The 22560-nt window shown below is 27.3% G+C and carries 18 protein-coding genes and 1 tRNA gene; 14 read left to right on the top strand and 5 right to left on the bottom strand.

The window, feature by feature from the left end; genetic code table 4:
• Positions 1-26 precede the first annotated feature (26 nt).
• The 9 genes from NMG68_RS01815 (at position 27) to NMG68_RS01775 (ending at position 6806) form a co-directional block, all read left to right on the top strand.
• Positions 27-103 (top strand) — tRNA-Arg (locus NMG68_RS01815).
• Positions 104-404: 301 nt separating this feature from the next.
• Entirely contained in the window at positions 405-566 is a 162-nt protein-coding gene (gene rpmG, locus NMG68_RS01810; RefSeq protein ID WP_255034995.1) for a 50S ribosomal protein L33, read from the top strand.
• Positions 566-1627, top strand: coding sequence for an aminopeptidase P family protein (locus NMG68_RS01805; protein WP_255034994.1), 1062 nt, complete (start codon positions 566-568; stop codon positions 1625-1627). The genes rpmG and NMG68_RS01805 overlap by 1 nt, the downstream gene beginning before the upstream one ends.
• 4 nt (positions 1628-1631) lie before the next feature.
• Positions 1632-2372 (top strand): hypothetical protein, encoded by a 741-nt coding sequence (locus NMG68_RS01800; protein WP_255034993.1) that lies wholly within the window; start codon positions 1632-1634, stop codon positions 2370-2372.
• Complete coding sequence (smpB, locus tag NMG68_RS01795; protein ID WP_255034992.1) at positions 2372-2803, top strand: SsrA-binding protein; 432 nt, start codon at positions 2372-2374, stop codon at positions 2801-2803. The genes NMG68_RS01800 and smpB overlap by 1 nt, the downstream gene beginning before the upstream one ends.
• Before the next feature lie 5 nt (positions 2804-2808).
• Positions 2809-4479 (top strand): C1 family peptidase, encoded by a 1671-nt coding sequence (locus NMG68_RS01790; RefSeq protein WP_255034991.1) that lies wholly within the window; start codon positions 2809-2811, stop codon positions 4477-4479.
• Positions 4479-5969: a C1 family peptidase gene (locus tag NMG68_RS01785; protein WP_255034990.1), complete on the top strand. Its 1491-nt coding sequence runs from the start codon at positions 4479-4481 to the stop codon at positions 5967-5969. Before NMG68_RS01790 ends, NMG68_RS01785 begins: the two co-directional genes overlap by 1 nt.
• Positions 5939-6415, top strand: a complete 477-nt coding sequence (locus NMG68_RS01780) for a hypothetical protein (RefSeq protein WP_255034989.1) — start codon at positions 5939-5941, stop codon at positions 6413-6415. Before NMG68_RS01785 ends, NMG68_RS01780 begins: the two co-directional genes overlap by 31 nt.
• Entirely contained in the window at positions 6387-6806 is a 420-nt protein-coding gene (locus NMG68_RS01775) for a hypothetical protein (RefSeq protein ID WP_255034988.1), read from the top strand. Before NMG68_RS01780 ends, NMG68_RS01775 begins: the two co-directional genes overlap by 29 nt.
• Before the next feature lie 194 nt (positions 6807-7000).
• On the opposite strand, the gene NMG68_RS01770 is transcribed toward NMG68_RS01775, so the two are convergent.
• Both NMG68_RS01770 and NMG68_RS01765 read right to left on the bottom strand, forming a co-directional pair.
• A complete protein-coding gene (locus tag NMG68_RS01770; RefSeq protein ID WP_255034987.1) occupies positions 7001-7414 on the bottom strand; it encodes a hypothetical protein in 414 nt (137 codons plus the stop codon).
• A gap of 93 nt (positions 7415-7507) precedes the next feature.
• Positions 7508-7723: a hypothetical protein gene (locus NMG68_RS01765; RefSeq protein ID WP_255034986.1), complete on the bottom strand. Its 216-nt coding sequence runs from the start codon at positions 7721-7723 to the stop codon at positions 7508-7510.
• A 610-nt stretch (positions 7724-8333) separates the two neighbouring features.
• Between NMG68_RS01765 and NMG68_RS01760 the strand changes: the two genes are divergently transcribed.
• From NMG68_RS01760 to NMG68_RS01740, 5 genes are all read left to right on the top strand, one after another.
• Positions 8334-10955 (top strand): type I restriction-modification system subunit M, encoded by a 2622-nt coding sequence (locus NMG68_RS01760; protein WP_255034985.1) that lies wholly within the window; start codon positions 8334-8336, stop codon positions 10953-10955.
• A 55-nt stretch (positions 10956-11010) separates the two neighbouring features.
• Positions 11011-14406, top strand: coding sequence for a type I restriction enzyme subunit R domain-containing protein (locus NMG68_RS01755; protein ID WP_255034984.1), 3396 nt, complete (start codon positions 11011-11013; stop codon positions 14404-14406).
• A gap of 283 nt (positions 14407-14689) precedes the next feature.
• Positions 14690-15277 carry a hypothetical protein gene (locus NMG68_RS01750; RefSeq protein WP_255034983.1) on the top strand — a complete coding sequence of 196 codons (588 nt, stop codon included), beginning with the start codon at positions 14690-14692 and terminating at the stop codon, positions 15275-15277.
• 201 nt (positions 15278-15478) lie between these two features.
• A complete protein-coding gene (locus NMG68_RS01745) occupies positions 15479-18445 on the top strand; it encodes a hypothetical protein (RefSeq protein ID WP_255034982.1) in 2967 nt (988 codons plus the stop codon).
• A gap of 12 nt (positions 18446-18457) precedes the next feature.
• A complete protein-coding gene (locus NMG68_RS01740) occupies positions 18458-19132 on the top strand; it encodes a LemA family protein (protein ID WP_255034981.1) in 675 nt (224 codons plus the stop codon).
• 57 nt (positions 19133-19189) lie between these two features.
• Here NMG68_RS01740 and NMG68_RS01735 read toward each other — a convergent pair whose 3' ends face one another.
• The 3 genes from NMG68_RS01735 to NMG68_RS01725 all read right to left on the bottom strand — a co-directional run bounded on the left by NMG68_RS01735 (position 19190) and on the right by NMG68_RS01725 (position 22542).
• Positions 19190-20065, bottom strand: coding sequence for an ROK family protein (locus tag NMG68_RS01735; RefSeq protein WP_255034980.1), 876 nt, complete (start codon positions 20063-20065; stop codon positions 19190-19192).
• Positions 20066-20209: 144 nt separating this feature from the next.
• Complete coding sequence (locus tag NMG68_RS01730; RefSeq protein ID WP_255034979.1) at positions 20210-21259, bottom strand: hypothetical protein; 1050 nt, start codon at positions 21257-21259, stop codon at positions 20210-20212.
• A gap of 245 nt (positions 21260-21504) precedes the next feature.
• Complete coding sequence (locus NMG68_RS01725) at positions 21505-22542, bottom strand: ribonuclease HIII (protein WP_255034978.1); 1038 nt, start codon at positions 22540-22542, stop codon at positions 21505-21507.
• Positions 22543-22560 lie beyond the last annotated feature (18 nt).

Genomic DNA, 22560 nt, shown 5'->3' with positions numbered 1-22560 from the left:
AGGTAAGAATATAAATACCTTCAATTGCGCCGGTAGCTCAGTTGGATAGAGCACATGCCTTCTAAGCCTGTTGTCAGGGGTTCGAATCCCTTTCGGCGCGCCATTAATTACACTTTTCTTTTGAACAAACTCATTTAGTTTATTAATCATTCTAAAGTATAAATAACTAAATCAACAATTAAAACGGTTGAAAATAAGTATACCGTTAACTGAGTTTCAAGGTTCGGTATATCGTCCTAATGAGTTTGTTATTTTATTAAATTCATACTAAAAATCTAAACGGCTGATTAATATCGGCCGTTTTTTTATTTGTTTTTATTTAAAATAATATATTGCAAAAAAAAATTAAAAATTTAAAATAAAAAAGCTATTTTATAAAAAATTGATAAGGAAGTAATAAAAATATGGCACAAAAACGTGGAACTAGATTAGGGTGTGATACTTGTAATGAAATTAACTACATTACAAGAAAAAATGCGAAGAAAAACCCTGAAAAATTAAACTTACACAAATATTGTTCAAGATGTCGTCAAGCGACTATGCACAAAGAGGTTAAACGTAAATAATGTTGTTAGAAGATTTTCAATTCAAACACGACATTATTAAAAAAGAATTAGATAAACACAACGCAGATGGAATCTTATTAGCTTCTGATCAAAATCGTTTATGATTTACAGAGTTTAATTCGTCTGCTGGTTTTTTATTAGTTACTAAGTCTAATTCTGTTTTAATAATTGACTCGCGTTATTTTGAGGCTGCTACTAAATCAATTAAAAATACTGAAGTAGTTTTAATGACAGCTAACGCATTAACTGATGTAGCAAAAAAATTAAATATCAAGCACTTATTAATAGAAGCTGATTATTTAACTTACCAATACCAAGGATTATTAGATCGTATTAGCGAAAAACAAACTGCAATTGATACGCAAAGTTTAAGAGCAATTAAAACTCCTTCTGAACTTGAAAAACTAATTAAAGTAATCGATATTACAAAAGAAGTTGGTAATAAATTACCAGAAATGATCAAGTTAGGCATGACTGAAATGCAACTAGCTAAACTTGTAACTTTTGCTTTAATTGAAGCTGGTGGTGAAAAAAACTCTTTCGATCCGATTGTAGCATCTGGACCAAATGGATCTAAACCACACCACAAACCTACTAACCGTAAGTTTGAAGATGGTGATTTTATTACTGTAGACTTTGGAACAATCTACCAAGGCTTCTGTTCAGATATTACTAGAACTTGAGTTTTAAACAAACCAAAAAACCAAAGATTAATTAACGCTTATAAATTAGTTGATCAATCTAATTTGGCAGGAATTGAAGCTGCTAGAGCTGATTTAACTGGTAAAGAAGTTGATAAGGTTTGTCGTGATTTAGTTGATGAATCAGAATTCAAAGGAATGTTTGTTCACTCAACTGGTCATGGTGTTGGAATTGATATTCACGAAAAACCAAACGTTTCAAGCGCATTTAATGAAAAATTAGGTGTTGATTCAATCGTTACTATTGAACCTGGTATCTACATCCCAGATGTAGGAGGCATTCGTATCGAAGATATGATTCAAGTAAAAGAAACTAACTCGATTTGATTATCTAAAGATATTGCAAGGATGAAACTTTAGTAAAATGATAAAAATACAAGCCGAAGATATTGATAGCAAAATTGAAGAACTTCAAAAAGAACTACAAGACTCTAGAAAAAATTCAAAATTTTTCAACTTCATCAAAGTTGATTTTTGAAGATTTTTAGTTGCTTGTATTTTTTCAATTAGTCTATTATTATTATCTTTATTAATCCTAATAGGTGTAGTGTATCCTAAACAATACCAACCAAACACTGATAGCGCTATTGGATTATTTTGATTATTTTCACCAAACAATGATCCTATTATCGGATCATATATGAAAACTAATACTTCACTAAGTTTATCGGCTTATGGAGTTTGTTGTATTGTGTTATTTTTAATAAATGTAATTAGCGCTTTATTCTATTATGGTTATAGTTTTAAAGATGAGAATTATTTAAAACTAGATAAGAAAAGTAAAGTAATTTTTAACTACAGAACTTTTGGTTATAGTTTTTTTATACTAGTTTGCGGAATTATATTAATTCTAGGTTTATTGATTACTGATTTTACTCAATTCCCTGATGCTAGTAAAGATATTATGATTGGCGATCATTTTGGATATGCTTTTAAAATTAGCAATATACCATCAGCTAATGTTTATGAGTTAGGAATTGATGTTTTTGGTTACTTATTAATAGTTGGTTTTTTCTTAATTAATGCAATAAACATCTTTTTATTCTTGAAACTTAACACTAAGTTTGATGAGATGGTAAAAAACAAAAAACAACAAAAAGCTTAATGAGATTATTAGTTAATAATAAAAAAGCTAAACACAACTACGAACTACTAGATAAATACGAAGCAGGCATAAGTCTTTCAGGTAATGAAGTTAAATCATTAGCACTACACCATGGAAGTCTTGATGATAGTTATGTCATTATTAGAAAAAATGAAGCATATATTTTAAACTTATTGATCCCAAAATATAAGTTTGATACTTCAAAAACTAATAATGAAACAAGAACACGAAAATTGTTATTACATAAAAGCGAAATCTTAAAGATCGATTTATTAAGAAAACAACAATCGATGGTAATTATTCCTTATCAGATCTATTTTTCAAAAAATAAAATTAAAGTTAGTATTCATCTAGCAAAACCTAAAAAACGTCACGATAAAAGAGAATCAATAAAAAATCGCGATATTCAAAGAGAGATAAGAAAGTACTAAATCTTATGGAAAAAAACAATAAATTAGATTACAAAAAATACTTAAAGAAAAATTTAAGTTATCAAAAAAACCGTGAATATTTATTAACTAGAAATGCATTAGTTACTAATGATATTAATACTTTAGCTACTAATGTATTTAACCCTGATAAGAACTTAAATGAGTTTTTAATCGACGCGCAAAAACCAAGCTTTAGCATTACTGATCAAGATATGAGTGGAAGATGTTGAATCTTCGCTGGTCTTAATGCTTTAAGAAGAAGAACAGCTGACAACTTAAAGATGTCTAATTTCGTATTTTCTCAAACTTACATGGACTTTTGAGACAAATATGAAAGAGCTAACACCTTCTTACACAAGATGGTAGAAAAAGCTAATATCGACCTAGATGACCGTGATCTAAATTCTGAACTTAGAAACGCAGGACAAGACGGTGGTTGATATGGTTATTTTGATAACTTAGTTAATAAATATGGTTTAGTTCCTCAAGAAATTATGCCTGATAGTTTTTCAGGTCATAATACTTTCATATTAAATGAGTTATTACAAATCTTATTAATTAAAGCTACTAAAGAAATTAGAGCTAATCAAAAAGATAGTAAAAAACAAGAAGATATTATCAAATCAACACTTAAAAAAGTGTTAGAAATGCTTGTTTTAGCTTATGGACCTGTTCCTACTAAGTTTGATTGACAATACCAAGCTGACGCTAAAAAAGAAGAAGAAAACAAGGAAAAAGATAAAAAAGAAGAAGATTCTAAGAAATCTGAACAAAACAAAGCTTTAGAAAATAAAGAAACAGACAAACAAACCGAAGAACTTAAGAAACAAGAAGAAAAAGATAAGCAAGAATTCAAAGAAATTAAAGCTGAATTCTCTTATATCAAAGGTATTACTCCACTTGAATTCGCTAAAGAATACGTTAAGTATGATTCAGCTGAATTTTTAGATCTTTGAACAATTGGTAATGATCAAGATTACAAGATCAACCAAAAATACGAATTAAAAGATTCTAATAATATTATTGAAGCTGCTAACTTCACATTCTTAAATGTTGATAAGAAGATCCTTAAATTATTCACGTTAGCTAACTTAATTTCTAAGCAAACAATGTGATTTGCTGCTGATGTTTTACACTACCGTGATAATAAAACCGGTGCTTTTGATAACGAGCACTTTGATTATGACGCTTTATTCAACTCTGACTTTAGCATCGATCGTAATCAACAAGTAAGACACCACTTCATTTCATCTAACCACGCAATGGCTATCTGCGGTGTTGATTTTGACGAACAAAAAACTTTAAATAACCAAAAAGCTTTAGTTCAAAAATACAAGAAAACTAAGAAGATCAACCAATACGAATTTGCTTTAGAATTAGCTAACACTTTCGAATTCAAGAAATGAAGAATTGAAAACTCTTGAGGTGGTAAAGTTGGAGTTAAAGGATTCTATTACATGACTGATAGTTGATTCAATGACTACTTAATTGATGTGGTTGTATCAACTAATGCAGCTGATAACTTCTTCGCAAATCCAAAATTCATTAATGAAGAATTAATCGATTTAGTTAAACAACTAAAAACTAAAGAGATCTTAAAACAAGCAATTGAATCTAAACCGATCTTAATCGATGGTTATGATCCATTAGGAACTAATCTAAAAGGAGTTAAATAATGTCAAAATTAGAACTAAAAGACTCAATTAAACAAATCCAGGCATTATCAAGATCTAAATTTAACAAACAATTAACTAATATCTTAAATGCTAATGGTGCTAAAGCTGTAGCTTACAATGGGTATAATTTTTCAAAAAACTCATTATCTTTCAATGTTGATCTACCAAGTTTAGATGTTGTAAACCAATTCCAAACTGGTCGTTGCTGAATCTTTGCTGGATTGAACTTATTAAGATATTACTTAGCTAAAGAACTTAATATTGACGATTTAGAATTATCACAAAGCTACTTAGCTTTCTGAGATAAATTTGAACGTTGTAACTATTTCTTAGAATCAGTTATCGATCTAAGAAATGAAAAATTAAGAGATCGTACTTTAACTTTCATCTTAAGAAATGGTGTTGCTGATGGTGGTCAGTGAACTATGCTTACTAACGTAATTAAAAAATATGGATTAGTACCTAAGAGCGTAATGCCAGATACTGCTAACACTTCATCAACTAACCAAGTTAATTACTTAATTAACTTGAAATTAAATAAAGCAGCTGCTAGTATTCTTGAAAACAAAGATAAACCAGTTGAAGAATTACAAAAAATCAAAACAAAGGCTTTAGATGATGTTTTCTATTTACTAAGCACAATTTATGGTGAATTACCTAGTAGTTTTGACTTTAGTTATACAAAAATAACTAAGAGTGATTCTAGTGATGGTTCTGAATCTAGATTTAATTATCATTCATCAAAAATCACAGAAAAAAACTACACTCCATTAAGTTTTTATAAAAAATATTTCAGTGATTTAATTGAAAATCAAGGTTTTATCTCAGTTATCAACGCACCATCAATTAAGAAACCATTTAACCAAACTTTCGGTGTTAAATACTTAAACAACGTAGTTGAAGGTGAAGAAGTTATTCATTACAACTTAGAACAAGGTTTATTTAGTTATTTAACAATCAAACAATTGTTAAATAAAAACCCTGTATGATTTGGTAGTGAAGTAAAACAAATTTACTTAAACCAAGCTAGAACTTTCTGAGATGATCAATCATTTGATTATGAAACATTATTTAATGTTGATTTATCTCTAGAAAAAGCTGATCAATTAGATTATTGATTATCAGCAGTTAACCACGCAATGGTGATTACTGGTGTTGATTTAGATCTTGATAGTTTCTTAGATATCGATATGGAATTTAACAAATTAGTATCAGCTAAGAAAACTAAACAAGCTTATGAATACTTAAATCAAGCAATGGCTAATTTAAAGATTAACAAATGGAAGATTGAAAACTCATGAGGTAATGATGTTGGTCACGAAGGTTTTTTTGTAATGTCAGATTCTTACTTCAAAAAATTTGCTTACCAAGTAACAATTACTAAGCCATTATTTGAAGATTTAATCGATAAATTAAATCTTAAAAAAGAGTTTGATAAAAAACCGATATTACTAGAACCATGAGATCCAATCGGAACATTAGCGAAATAATCAAATCGATTGATTGATGTATTAGAAATAAAAAACAACCATGAATAATGATGGTTGTCGGATTTTTAAGCGGTATTATTGTTTTTATCATCGGATTATCAATCTTTTTTAAAAATCAAAATAAAATACCTAACACCACAATAATGGTAATGATGGATAAAAATGCCGATGGTCAAACTTATCAATTAATTGAATCAAGATTATTCTTAATTGCTTTTTTAATAGTATTAGGATTTGGGATTTTTGGATTCTTTATGTATACAAAGCAACGTAGCACTTATCTTGATATAGCAACAGCTACAAACTTATTTTTCAAAAAGAATCAATGTTTTTTTAGAATTACCAAATACCAAAAGAAACAATTAATTATTGCTAAAACATTATTATTAGAAATTCAAGAAAGAAAAGCGAAAGAAGATGTTAGAGAAATTAGCGCAAATACTTAAGTTATCTAAAGAAGAACTAAAAGAACGATTAAATGTAACCGACGATGTTAGCGAAAGCGATTTATTAAAAGCATTGGGTTTTGATAAATATGCAGCTATTGGTGAATTGTTAAATATAAGTAAATTTACTGGACAAATTCCAGATTCTATAGATACTCTTAACATTGCTAATTTAGGAGAAGTTTTCCAAAAAGTTAATGAAGCTTTGTTTGGTGATGGACAATCTGAAGAACATTCAAAAAAATTCAGTGAATTTATGGAAAACATGGATACTTTTATAAGTACTTTTGGTAATGGTTTTTCAATGTATAATTCAGAAGAAAAACCTAAAGAAGAAGATGATGACGAAGTAAAAGTAACTTCATTAAAGAATAAAAAAGATTTTTCTTAGTTTTTAACAAGATAATATTTGATCAAACACAAAAAAAATATAAGCCTTTTAAGGCTTATATTTTTTGTTATTATGATTAATTTTACTTAGATAATTCGTTAATAATCCCTAGTTTTCTTATAAAAAAATAAAAAAAAGCGTTTGTTCAACACTTTTATATATCTTGAAGATTGAGAGATTTGCTAGAAATGCCGCTATGCAGCAGATCTAGACATATTAAAAAGCCCGCTATTTTGCTTTTTTACTTTTAATAAGCCTCGCTTATTATCGTTTCTATTATTAATATTTAAGAATAATGATAATTCTTTATCCTGTAACTCGATAATACTTGAAGAAAAGTATTTAACTTCATCTTCAGTTCATTTTTGGATCTTTTTAAATTTAGCAACTAACTTTTTTAGACTAGTGTTTCAGCTTCTATCAATTAATTTATTGATTTTATTAATCAGAGCTATATTACCTGATTTATCAGCGGCTCAGTTGTATTCTAATTGAAGGGTAACAGTTTCGCGGTCTATTTTAAGTAAGTTAGATATCATTCGTGATTTTAAGTTTAGATAAACTCTTGGTTTGCTTATTAATAATTCTCTCTTTTTCTGGAAGATCATATGTAGTACCTATAATTTTATTTATTCAAAGTGAAGATGGTTTTTAATTTAATCTAGTTATTTTTTAATTTAGATCGATTGTTATTTCTTTATTTAACAAAAATCATTAACTGTTTCTTCGACTTTAATAGGTTGCCATTTATTCAAAAATTTTCTAAATTCACTATTATTAAATTTTTGCAATCATTTAGTATTGATAAATTTATTTTTTTGAACCTTATCAAAAATTGCGTTTAGTGAGATCTGGAAATATTCTGAATCAGTCTTAATGGCAGAAACCTTCATATTTTCTTTTTTTATATTATTCATCCATATATTAACGCATTTTTGTAAAAAATCAATACCTAACCAATTAAATTTTTTAAAAAATTTTTAAACAAAAAATTCCGACCAGTGTTTTGTTGTTAAAATCCTTTATTTTAAAGGCTTTCAACGAATTAAAAAGCGACAATATTAATTGTGATTTGAATCTATAAATACCTTCTGTGAGTTGTAAATAATCTTGATTATGTTATTCTAATAGGTTACACCGTTTTATTTTGAAGCCAAAAAAACTTCAATTATTAAATAACTTTTTTATAAAAATTCTAATTTTGGTTTGTTTTACGTTTTTTTAGGATTCTTAAATCTAGTTAAATCATCCTTATAAGTTTTATGTATGTTAATTCGATTAATATGTTTTCTACTACTATATCGTAATCTACTACTATATCGTAATACGGAAGTCTTGTTCATTTAAAAACAAGTTAATACATAAACAATTTAAATTAAACCAACAAAATAAATAAAGCGCTCCGAAGCTACTTTTTTTAACAAAATTATTCTGTAATATAATATAATTTATTAATAAATTATATTATACATAATCGAAAAATTATTATTTATGTAATAATTAACCTAACGAAATATCGATTTCAAAATGAACAAACAGAAATTAGCAAGCAGAATCTGACAAGCAGCAAATAGTCTTAGAACTAAAGTTGATTCAAGTAAATACAAGGATTACATCCTAGGTTTTATCTTCTATAAATTCTTATCTGAAAGGCAAGAAGAAATAAATAATAAGATTCAAGATAGCGGGCAAGATTTAAAAGATACATCATTCATCGCTAACGGTTTTTTTATTGAAGAAGAGAATTTATTTTCAACATGATTAAAGGATGAAGATAAATATATTAAAACTAAACCAATTAGAGATGCTTTCTTAAAGTTTGAAGAATCACTAAACTCTGAGAAAAATAAACACGTTGGTTTGTATAGTGGAATCTTTAATGATCTAGCTAACTCTTTAAGTGATTTAGGTAAAGAAGAAAACAACAAGGTTTCTTCAATCGAACTTGATAAACGGCTTAAAGAATTATTTAATATCGTTAGAGACATTCCAATAGATAATAAACAAAATTACGATATTTTAGGTTTTGTTTATGAATATTTAATCTCAAGATTTGCTGAAAACGCAGGTAAAAAGAGTGGAGAATTCTATACACCGCATGAAGTTTCAATATTAATGTCTGAAATAGTTCATGAAAACCTAAAAGATGTTAAAAAACCTAACGAATCAATTAAAGTGTATGACCCGACATCTGGTTCAGGTTCATTATTATTAACTATAGGTGATGCTTTACAAAGAACATTTAATAAGAAATTAATAAGTTACTACGCTCAAGATATCAAAGTAGAAGCTTATAACCTTACAAGAATGAACCTAATAATGAGAGGTATTTCAAAACGAAAAATTGAAGTTAGAAAAGCTGATACTTTAACTTCAGATTGACCGCTTGATGGACCTGAAACTAATAAGCCATTAAGAGTAGATGCTGTGGTATCAAACCCACCATATTCTATTCATTGAGAACCTAAACAAGGTGATATGCGTTTTACCGAATTCGGCTTAGCTCCTAAAACGAAGGCAGATTATGCTTTCTTATTACATGATTTACATCATATTAATACTGAAGGTGTTGTTACTATAGTTTTACCTCATGGCGTTTTATTCAGAGGTGGTGCTGAAGAGAAAATTAGAACTAAATTAGTTGAAGGAAAACACATAGAAGCAGTTATCGGATTACCTTCTAATATCTTTTATGGAACAGAAATTTCAACAATTATAATGATTCTTAAGAATTCAAATTCTAAGAATAATGACGGCAATATCTTATTTATTGATGCTAAAGATTTCTATATAAAAGAAGGTAAAAAACACAAATTAAGATCATCTGATATCAAACGAATTATCGATGTTTATAAAGAATTTAAAAAGAATAGAAATATATCAGGTGATTTCTACAGAGCTGTTGATAGAAAAGAAATCATTGAAAACAAATATAACCTTAATATTTCGAGATATGTAAATACTACAGAAAGTAGTGATCATCAAGATATTTATGCAATAATAAATGGCGGCATTCCAAACACTGAGCTTAACAAATGAAATAATGTTTGAGAACTATTCTCATCATTAAAGAAAGAGTTGTTTAAAGAAACCAAAAAAGGTTATTATGACTTAAATAATAACGATATTTTTGATCTTATATCTAAAAATAAAGAAGTTAATGAATATAAGTTAAACGAAAAAACAACAATACAAAATCTATCGAATGTTCTTAAAACAGAATTAATTGATAAATTAGATGAACAACTAAAAACTAAAAAGAACGATAGTGTCGATTCATTCTCATTAGACATTCTTAAAGATAAGGTTTATGAAAAAATTAATGCAATTATCAAAAATTCAAAATTCATCGAGAAATATGAAGCTTATCAAACATTTGATGATAACTGAAATTTTATATCAAATGATATGATGTCGATTTTATCAGATGGTTTTGTAAGAGCAGCTATCTTTGATGTGAACATTAATGAAATTAAAACTAATGAAAATACAGATGATAATGATTCAATCATTTCATTAGATCTTATTAAGAAACGTTTCTTTAGCGAAAAGTATAATCAATGATTAGCTCTTAATGAATCATCAAAAGAATATAGTGAAAGAATTAATGAAATTTACGAATCGTTTTCTGAAGAAGAAAAATCAGATAATGCGAATTATTTCACTAAAGAATTAAAGAAAATAGATAACAAAAAATTAACTAAAGAAGTTCTTGAAGAATTTAATTCTATAGCTGAAGAAGATAGTGATTCTTTTGAAGCTAAGGTTCTTGAAATACAAAAATTATCTACCGAATTAAAGGATCAAATTGATACTAAAAAGAAGAAGTTAGAAAAAGAATTAAATTCAGAATCTTTAGTTATTGCTAAATCATTAACTGAAGAACAAGTTAAAGAACTTTTAGTTGATAAATGAATTAATCCGATTGTTGATAGCTTAGTTGGATTAGTTGATAAATTCTTTGAAAACTTATCTTATGATTTAGTAAGTTTAAACGAAAAATATTCGAATAATCTTTTAGAAATTCAAAATCAAATTAATGAAATTCAAGGTGAATTAGTTGAACTATTAGATCAATTAACAACATCAGATAAGAATGATGAAAAAGGTATTGAAGATTTAAAAAACCTATTAAAAAATTCTAATTAGTTAGTTTATCTAACTAATTTTCTTATACCCATTTAACAGTAAAAAGGGATTTAATATGACTTATAATAGTGAATTAGAATTTGAAAAAGAAGTAATCAAAAAACTCCAAGAATATGGTTGAGATGGAGGTCTTTTTGAAAATTGAAATAGTAAGCAAATTATCGATAATTTTATCGAAATTCTGCATAATAACAACTCTGCACCGAACAAGCTTGGTGAACGCAGACTTAGCGAAGATGAAGTTAGAAGAATAATTGATATTATCAAGAAAGAAGACACCCCTTATAAGTTCAACAAATTCTTATTAAATGGCAACATCATTTTTAGAAGAGATCCTGATGAGAATGGTGAGTCTAAAGAAATTGACTTATACATTTTTAACAAAAATGTAAATGGTGGAGCTAAGAACATTTATCAAATAATTAAACAACCAAGATTTAATTGTTTAAGAGATAGAAATAGACGTGGCGACATTACCTTATTAATTAATGGAATGCCATTAATTCATATCGAATTAAAGAATATAGGTAATGGTGTTATTTCAGGTTTTTCACAAATCAAACAATACCATTCTGAAGGTGTTTTTGATGAAGGTTTAATGAGTTGTGTTCAATTGTTTGTTTCGATGCAACCTGAAAATGCTAAGTATTTTGCAAACGCACGAAGCAGAAGTGAATATGAACAAGATTACAGTAAGTTTTCTAGTGAATTTTGTTTTAACTGAACTGATGATAAAAACAATAAAATTACCGATTGAAAAGATTTTATTAAGGAATTTTTAGCAATTCCTCAAGCTCACTTAATCATTAGTAAATTTACTATTGCAGATGCTGGAGATAAAACTCTTAAAGTTTTAAGAAGTTATCAATACCACGCTGTTAAGAAAATCGAAGAAAAATTAGAAGATAGCATAATTAGTAACACTTTTGAAGGTGGTTATATTTATCACGCGACTGGTTCTGGTAAAACTATGACCTCTTGAAAAGCGGCTGAACATATCTATGATTGAATCTTTGAAAAGAATAACTTAAATGGTCATTATCCTTTGGATAAAGTTATCTTTCTTTTTGACCGAGTTCAATTAGGTCATCAATCAATCCTGGAATATCGTAATTTTTCAGATAACAGCAATAAAAACATTCAGGATTCAACTAGCACTAAAGAGCTATACAATAAGATAATTTCAAGAAAAGCAGAAGATCGAATAATAAAAACTTCAATTCAAATGATCTATCGTTTGATAAGTAATGAATTTTACGAAGAAAAGCTATTAAAAATAGCTAATCGCAGAAATGTTTTTATTATTGATGAGTGTCACCGAAGTGTATTTGGTGAAATGTTTAATGGTTTAAGAAATATGTTTAGCAAATCGATCTGGTTTGGATTTACAGGAACCCCCATCTATGCTCAAAACGCAAAGAAAGCAGTATTTGATAAAGAGTTCGGTAATACTACTAAACAAATTTTTGGTGATGAATTACATACTTATTCAATTAAGCAAGCTTTGGATGATAAGAGTATTTTACCAGTCGACCCAAGTATTGCTAAGACGGTTGAATATTCATTTGCTAAAAAACGTTACGCTAGAAGTAAGGTTTTTCTAGATCTTAATCCAGATCTAAATGAAAATGAATACTTAGCTAATGCTAGCGAAAAACAAAAAGAAGAGTATGCTAATTACTTAAAAAAATTGCAATCATTAGATGATATTAAGTTTGAAGAAAAAATTGATAACAGTGAAAAATGGTTTGGTAAAAAACACCGAATTAAAGTTGTCAATGAAATTTTAGATAACAACAATAAATTAACTTCTGATAAAAAATTCCACAGCATTTTAGCAACAAATTCAATTGTTGAAGCAATTGATTATTTTAGACTTTTTGAAGAGTTATCTAAAGATTTACCTGAAGATAAAAAATTAAAAATAACCGCTATTTTCGATCCAAATGTTGATAATTTCTACAACGTTGGTCAAGTAGTTTTTGAGAAAGATCAATTCCGTAAACAAGCAATGGATGAGATCATTGAAAAATATAACAATAACTTCAATACAAATTGACAACCATTTGAATGAGATGAATATAAAAAAGATGTTGCATTACGTCTTGCTCATAAAGAATCTTATTCATATATCGATAAAACTCCAGAAGCAGTATTAGATCTTGTTATTGTTGTTGATCAAATGTTAACTGGTTTTGACTCTAAGTGAGTTAGCTGTTTATATCTAGATAAGGTTCTAGAATACGAATCATTAATCCAAGCAATTTCAAGAACTAATAGAGTTCATAATGAACACGGAGTAAAACCGCACGGATCTGTAGTTTATTACCGTAAGGTAGCTACGATGAAGAAGAACATCGATGAAGCTTATCGTTTATTCTGTGAAGGTAATACTGATCAGATTTTTGTTCCTAATATCAAAGAAAATATCGATAAAATGAACGAAGCTTTCCGTGATATTTGTGATATTTTTATCAAGGATAAAAAGACAAATTTTGATGAAAAACTAGAAGACCCTGAAACTTGTGTTGAATACATTCAAAAGTATTACAAATTAATGAGCAGATTTGTATCTGCTAAGCGTCAAGGTTTTGATTGAGAAAATGTAAAAGAACTTCCTAGTTCTAACGATCAATTATATATTGAGTTTGATGATTTCATTTCATATGATGATGAATCTGAAGAAAATAAACCTAATAAAAAATCGGTGATTCTTATTGAAGAAGGGCTTAATCAAGAAACCTTTAAATTTTTAAAATCACGTTATGAAGATGCGATAGCGATATGTAAAACTTATGTTGATGATATCGAAAAGATCATTATGCAAAAATCTGATGATTTACCTGATGATTATTACCAACAAGATGGTTGAATTTCTCAAGAAAAATCGCAAATTATTAATAATGATTACATCGAAAAACTATTAAAAGATTACTTGAATGATGGCGATGAGGATAAGTATAAAAAGGGAAGTAAAATTCTTTCTCAAGCTAATAGATTAGAAATGGAAAAAGTTAGATTGGATCTTAAGAACAATCCAACAGCTAGAGAAAGAATTAAAAACTCTGATGGAAGCGGTTATGAATATAGCGCTTATTCTGAAGAGATCAAAAAACGCTATCGCGATTCTAAGGTTATCAATTATCTAAACTCAATTGGTATTGATGTTAATAAGGATTTAGATAATTGCGAATACATAATATCAACAATTGAAGATATTTATTACCAACTTAAAAAGACTTCCAAAAATAGAGAGATTGCTTCAAAAATTGAAGAACTTGCTGAGTTTTATATCAATGATAGTGAATATGATATCTTTGATAAAGAAAAGTTTTGTGAGTATATAAATAAGAAAAATCCTGAAAATCATATTTCACCAAACGAATGATTATGAACCGAATTAGTTGATGAACTTTATAACTGATTAATTAGTGTTGAATTAGACTATTAGTCCAAATAAAACGACAATTTTATCGTTTTTAAGATAATCATTTTAAACCAAAATTAACCATATTTAATGAGTTTTTAAATTCATAAATATGGTTAATTTTTTATTAACAAAAAAATGTTTTAAGGATTTTTCATCGCAATAAATTCTTAAAAAAATGCTTATAAAATGTAAAAAATACAACATATATCCTTGCTATGTTAGAATTTTCGAGGATTTAAATAACTAAAAATTATATAAGAGCAAATTTAGATTTAAATCATTAACAAGGAAGATAGTAAATTTCGTGAAAAGAAAAAATATTTTCAAATTAATTAGCTTATTAAGTGTAGGATCTTTATTAAGCTTAGCGGCTGCTAGTTGTAGAGATGACTCTAAATCAGCAACCCAATCTACGAATTCTAAAACAACCGGATCAAATGGTTCAACAAATAGAATGCCAATCGATCCTTCATCTGAAGTAGCTAATGTTCAACAATACATTAACAGACTAACTAGCGATAGCTTTTCAATAGTTAAAAATAAGATGGTTGTTAATAGAAACACCGTTAAAGTTTCTGAACTTACTGATATGAGTTTTAAATTAGCTACGCCATATCCAGAAACTATTTCTAATGGTTGAAGCTTATCTGTAGTTCTAGGTCAAAAAGAAGATACAAGTATAACTATTACTCTTAAATTTGTTAAAAAACAAACAACTGTAACTGCTGCTAATCCTATTAAACTTACAGGTTTTTTATCAGCTAGCGCAGAAGCTCCTGTAAGTACAGAAACTGAAGCTAGCGCAGGTGCTAATGGTTCTGTTATGAGCGGTAGCACATCTACATCAGCAACTACAAGCACTAGCACTGGTACAGGCACCGGTTCTAAATAGCAACAATTTTTAATCAATTCTTTTTTGCAAATTTCTAATCAACAAGAGATAAACAAAATTTATCTCTTGTTTTTTTATTAAATATATAGAAGGATAAAATAACGCATTTTTTTATTTCTAATAAAATAAATGTAACTATACTTAGTTTTTTAATTATTAAATAATAATTAACTAAACAAGTAATTTATGTAAATTATTAATATGTCTATAAAAGAATTTTCTGATAATAACAAAGATTGAGATTATAGTATTCCAATATCTAAAAACAATAATCAAGATCAATCTAATAAAGCGAATGAAGATGTAGATAAGAAACTAGATCTAGAAAAAGAAGAATCATCTAATTTAGAAGAAAACAAACAATCCGAATCATTAGATAAAACTAAAGAAGAACTAAAAAATGAATCGGAATTTGCAAAAGAAGAATCATTAAATAATAATGATTCTTTAGATGACAAACAAGAAGAAAATAACAAAGTAATTATTGATGATGATTTAAGTTCTTTAGCTTTGGATAATGACGATTTTACTGAAAATAAGATTCCAAAAATAGCACCTATCTTCGGTAAAACTCAACAATCTGTTGTTGTTAATAAAGAATTAGAAGATAACAAAAATAATATAGAAAATAAACAAGAAATCAATCAAAACAATAATGTTGAAAATCTAGATAATAACCTTGTTAATGATCAAGAAGAAAATAACAAAGTTGTTGATGCAGATGATTTAAGTTCTTTAGCTAGTAATGATGATACTAATAAAGAAGTAGCTAAAATAGCTCCTAAGATTGGTGGGATAGATACCAAAAATGTTGTTGTTAAAAAACAACCAACCAAAATTGAAGTCAATCAAAATAATGTGACTCCTTCAGAATTAGTTAATTCTGAAGATGATATTGTTGTGTCAGGACCTGGTGTTAGTTACGAAGTTACTGATAATAGTGTAATGCCTGAAAATAACAATGCAGAAATTCTTACAGATCTTACACCAAAAGAAGTCAGACCAGCTGATTCTAAACCTATAGTTTATGAAAATGCTGAAAATGATTATTTAGAAAGTTTTAGAAAAACAAACTTTAACATAAGTAGTTTAATTAATTCTAATGCAATATCAGGATTAGCTATTCCCGCTTTTGTTAATGATTATAATGAGAATAAATGAAAAGATGAAAATCACGATAAATATCATCTAAATTATGTTCAGATAGCAGTAGATCCGATTAATAATTTTTATGGCAAAATCACTGAATCTATTGATCCATTAGTTGATCAATATTTATCTACAATAATCAATGAAGATCATAGTCCTTTCAAAAAACAGGAAGTTTTAATTAAAGAATGTGACCGTTTATTAAAAGAAATTAAGGACTATTATGTTAAGAATAATATTCGTGGTAAAAAGATTGGTAACGGTTTTATTATCTTTTCATTCTTCTTAATTATTGGTCTGTTCTTATTACCAATCTTCTTAAAGAACAAAAAAGCTATTAAAGCTTTTGAAGAATTTGAAAGCTCAAGATTAGCTGAAACAAATGATATCTGAAATGTTAATCATTCATTAAGTTTACAATTTGCTTCTCGTGTTAATTACAACGAATTAATGAAGTATGTCGCTAGAAAACTTAATATGGATTTTGAGAATGATTGTGATGAAGATATCTATACTTATTTAAAAAAGAATCACAAAGAATTGTTAGATGTTAGTAGTGCGATAACTCTAAAATATAAAAACACACCAATTCTTGATTGTATTGCTAAACATAAGGAATGAGAATACGTTACGACCAGTCATCAAATGTCGTTCCCATACACTGATGTCTCTGTTTCAATGAATTCTGATGGTAGTGTTTCAAGAAGAACTATTACCCGCTATGAAACATTAGTTGCTTACCACTATGAAAACACACCATTCATTCGTGCAACACGTCACCAAATTCTTAAAACAAATTTCAAGCCTGGCTTTAGTTTTGAAACTAATTTATTAGATAAAAAAGCAGCTAAAAAAAATAAAAACCGTATCAATTTTGAAAACGAAGAATTTTCAAAATTGATGAATATTACCAACAAAAACAACCAAATTAATACTGAGTTATTAGAATTCTTTACGATTAAAGCTCAAGAAGATTATGTTAAATGATATCAAAACCCTGATAACTGAATTAATTTCAAAAAATTAGATCGTATTTTAGTTAATACTCCACAAGCAATTACAAGTAGCGAATTAAAAGGTTTTGATACTGGTTTAAGTAATTCACTTAGAAAAGTTACATATACACAAGCTGATTTAGATTTAACTTATCGTTTAAACGATCTTAATGTTCAGTATTTAGTTAAAGATAAATACCAAACAATTACAGAACTAATCAAAATTATTAAAACTGTTGTTAGCGATTATTTATCAAATTGAGCTAAACGAGTTACTCCTTTCATGTTATCGCCAACGATTAGTCGTGAATGGTATAGCGAAGATCAGAATTACAAGATCTCAACTTCAGATACTTTTGAAAAATCGATTATTCCTAAGAAGTTGAATTATGAATACATCTTATCTAAAGTATTTAGAAATAACTTACTATACATAAATAAATCAATCCCTGGAACAGAATCTTGATATAAGATTAATAAAATTCATAAAGATGGAGAATTTGTTAGATACGAAATCTTGCAAAATGCTTATGAAAAATACGAAGAAATTGATTATGTTCCAGTAGTAGGTGCTCATGTTGGTTGTAAAATCATTCCTGTACCTTATGTAAGATATTACCCTATTTATGAACCTAAGTTCGTTTATTTCTTGAAAAAAGAAAATAAACATAACCATAATTTCACAATAACCAATAATAAGAATAAATCATACTTCAATATTGCTAATAACTTTAAATTAGAACTTAATAACGAATCTAATTTCAAAATAAACCATGCTAAAAGAAGTATTGATCTTCTAAATCCATTCTTGATTCTTAGAAATCAAGCTAATCAACGTTATTTAGAATTATTAGATGAAATTAGAGAAAACTGTTCTAATTATGTTCATGTTCAAGCGAACGATGATGGCTATTTTATCTTTGTTAATACAACAACTCCAGAAGATATAGATAATCAAATAATCGCTACATCGATTGCTAAATTAAAAAATAATTTATTAGAATTAAATCAATTACTAGATTAAAATTATATACATATGTTAGTAGATCCTAATAAGAAAACTGAAGCTTTTAATCCGAATGTAGATAATACTACATACAACGCACAAGCTAGTGGTGGCGATTCTGGTTTATGATGATTTTTATACATTCTTGCTTGACTAACTATCGTTGGTGGAATTATCTTAACTATTAAATGATATGGTTGAGGTAACGAATTAAGAAGAAAACAAAACGAAATCAACCAAGCGGCAAGTGCGATTGATATTAACCAAGTTAAGAGAAAAGATACTTTAATTAAGTTAGTAGAACAAGTTAAAGCGCAAATGAATTTTGAAAAAAGTACTTTAGAAAACATTACTAAATTACGCTCTTTATCAGGTTCTAACAGTGATATGAACAAAATTAACGATAACGAAAAGATTATGAATTCTATTTCAAAAGCAATTAATGTTAATTTTGAAAATTATCCTAACCTAAAATCTTCTTCAGCTATTGCTGAATTAATGAGTAGTAGTCAATACATTGAAGCAGAAATCTCAGCAAGCAGAAGATTATACAACACTAAAGTTACTGACTTTAACCAATTAATCGTATCATTCCCAATTTCAGTTAAAGCTAAATCTATGAGATGTCATTCTTTACCATTATTCGCAGCTTCAGAAGAAGATAAGAAAGACGTTAAAATGGATAGCTTATCTAAGATGTTTTAATAAGATTAAAAGATCCAAATGATGAAATAAAAAATCCCTCAATTATCTGAGGGATTTTTATTTGTAATGTTTTTGATAATATTCAATTAATCCATAGAAAGCTGCATCATTCCCTAATGAAGCGCCTACTACTTCCTTATTAAAGTTAAGAGGTAGGTTATTTTTGATTTCATTGATAATTAATTCATCACTTGAAACTCCACCACCAATAATAAAGATTTCTGGATCATAAAATGCATTGATAATCTTAAATGTTTTAACAATATTGTTTATCCATTCTTGTTTAATAGCTTTAGCTTGTTCGTTAACATTGATAAGATTATGATCAGTTAATTTTAAGTTATCTATTTTTAAAATCGCCTTTATTTTATTTGTAGTAATTACTGCTGAACAAGCTGTATCGATATCTTGATCAACCCCGTCAAGAATTTTTAAAACACCAATCTCACCTGCTAAATAATTAGCTCCATAATAAACATCTTGTCTAGAATACAAGCAAACACCAAATCCTGTACCTAATGTTACCATTATTCCATTATCATTATCTTTTTTAGCAAACTCAGCTAAGCTACAAGCTTTAATATCATTTAAAACAACAACATCAATCTTGTTTTGTCTGTTATTGTTAATCGTTTCATCCCAGTTCGTATGAAGATACTCTTTAACTGATTCATTTGTGTAGATAATTGTTTTAGTTTTAATATTAACCCCACCAAAAGTAGCGATTCCAACAAAAACAATTTCGTAATTTTTAGTTGCTAGATCTATTTGTTTAACAAGATTTGTTATCAACATTTCTTTTTCAAATAGTCCTTTGCTATTTTTAGTTTCAAATGACCCCTTTTTAATTATTGATAAATTAAGAGAATCAATATAAGCATACTTAACTGAAGTAGCTCCAACATCGAAACAAAGATATATTTTATTATTCATTTTACATCTATAAGAGCAATATTAGATATATTTTATAAAAGTAGCAAAATATTGATAAACTAAAAATAAAGTTATTGATAAATTTGAATCAATAACTTTATGAATGAATTATTTTGAGTAGTTATTATGTAATTAAAAAACTAATTAAAAAGCGTTTTTAATTGTGAAATCTAACGATGTTTCAAAAGTTTCATCGTTTGTTTTAGTAGTTGGTTTTGATTCTGCTAATTCAGGACCTGTTTTAGCTAAACCTTGTGGATCAGCACCGATGGCTAAATTTAATTTACCAGAAATTGTTTTATCAAGCTTATTAATTGACAACCCGCTAATTCTAAATAAAACAAATAAGTTATCAACAGTAAATAATAAATTTATCTTACCGTAATGAAGTTCTCATTGTTTTCTAAATTCTTCAGAATCTTTTTGAATACCTAATTGAGTAGCAAACGCATCTTCAAAAGTTTTCTTTAATTCTTCTTGGCCTTCGGTGAATGCTAAACCTTTTCAAACTTTATTAATCGGTTTGTTGTTAATTTTAAATAAAGATAAGAAAAGATCTAAATCATCTTCTTTAAACTGAATCGCGCTAACTCCTCAAAGATCTAAACCATAGATTAAAGGATTGCTAAATTCTTCAAATTTGACATTAAATAAATCTAATTTTTCTTCTTTTTTAGATTCACTTTCACTTTCTTTAGCATCAACAGTTTTAGCTTTATCTTCTTTATTCTCTTCAGTTTTAGTTTCATTCTTTTTTTGTTGTTCTCTTGTATGAACTAAATCTGCTAAATCGTTTAATGCTTTAGGAACATTATAAGAATAATAAGATATATCAGCACTCTTATCTGGATTTTTCTCAAGATTTACTTGATCCAAAAAGAATGCAGCATCATTAATATCTTTTGAATTAAATTTATTTTTTAAAACTATTTCGTTAGATTTAACTGATAGATTAATCTTTGCGTCTTTAGATGTAAATGTTTTTGGATAAACAGCTGTTGGTTTATCTGGAGTTGTTGGTTGATTCGGATCAGTAGGCTGTGACGGATTTTCTTGATTTGGATTACTCGGTTTTTCTATTTCTATTTTATTTCCAGGATTAATTGTAGGTAATTTATCAGTACAAGAACTAGCAATCACACTAAATCCTAAACTACTAAGTAAAATAAGTTGTTTAATTTTTTTAAGTTTCATCTCTTTTTTAATAATGAAACAAATATTGTCTATCTATAATTGTTGTTATATACATTTTGTATTATAGCAAAAACTAAATTCTAAGTAATACTATAAAACAAACATTCTTATAGCTTTATTAAGCTAAAAATCAATTTATAAAATATTGAATAAGAATATTTATGATATTTTCTTCTTTATAAGTGATTTTAAACATATCTTTAATATAAGAACATTATTATAAAAAGATGACTCGAATTACCAAATTAGTTAAGTGAATTTAAAAACTCTTCAAGTGGTTTAAAAAAAACTTTAAATATCTCTCTTCAATTTACTAAGTCTTTATTAGCTTTAATATGTTGTTTAATTCTTTCAAGCGTTTTATTGTCTGAACCTAGCATATTTTTATAATCATCAAAATAATTTATTTTAGCTAGCAACTGTTTACATAGATCTAGATAGTATGCTCTTGCTAATATACTAGCGACTGCAACACTTAAATATTTAGATTCAGCTTTCTGAGTCATGTAATCAATTTTAATGATTGGATTGATATTAAAATTGTTTAGATGTTCATAATATTTCTTAGAAGTTACAAATTCATCCAACACAATTTTGCTTTTAATCAAATACTTTTTATTAAAAGCATCTAATCCCGCATTATGCATATAAGCTTTAAGTGCATTAATGTTTTTTAATTTATCATACATTTCGTTAAAACATAAAGCGCTCGGAGTAGAATCAAAACAAAAAATTTGATAATCAATAAACTTCTTAAGTTCGTTAGCAATACTGATAATCTTATCATCAGTTAATTGCTTAGAATCCTTAACTCCTAGTTCGATGACTCTATTAAAATCATCTTTTTTAACCAAAGCGCAACAAGTAACAATAGGACCAAGATACTCACCAACGCCTACTTCATCACAACCAATCGTTGATTCGTTAGTTAAATCAACATATAAAGCATCATTTTTATAAAAACGGTTAGAACTTGCTTTAGTTTGTTTTTGAACCTTATTATAAGTAGTTTTATCAGTTAAAGTTGTTTGATTTTTATTATTAGTTTCTCAAAAACAATACTTATTAATAAAAGTATTTAGATGTTTAGAATTAGCTAATTTTGTAGGTTGGATAAGAATGCTATTAGTTTTATAAACACTAATAATCAGATAATCATAATAATTAAATCGTTTATAAACAAACTCGTTGTTGTTATCGATCTCGAATTCCTTTATTTGATCAATAAATTTTTTAATTACTTGATCTGATAACTTTTTAATTGAATAAGTATTACTAGACATAAAACGAATTATAAAAGT

The organism is Mycoplasma bradburyae, from assembly GCF_024338845.1.
Lineage (GTDB): Bacteria > Bacillota_I > Bacilli_A > Mycoplasmatales > Mycoplasmoidaceae > Mycoplasmoides > Mycoplasmoides bradburyae.
This window is presented reverse-complemented; position numbering and strand designations above follow the sequence as displayed.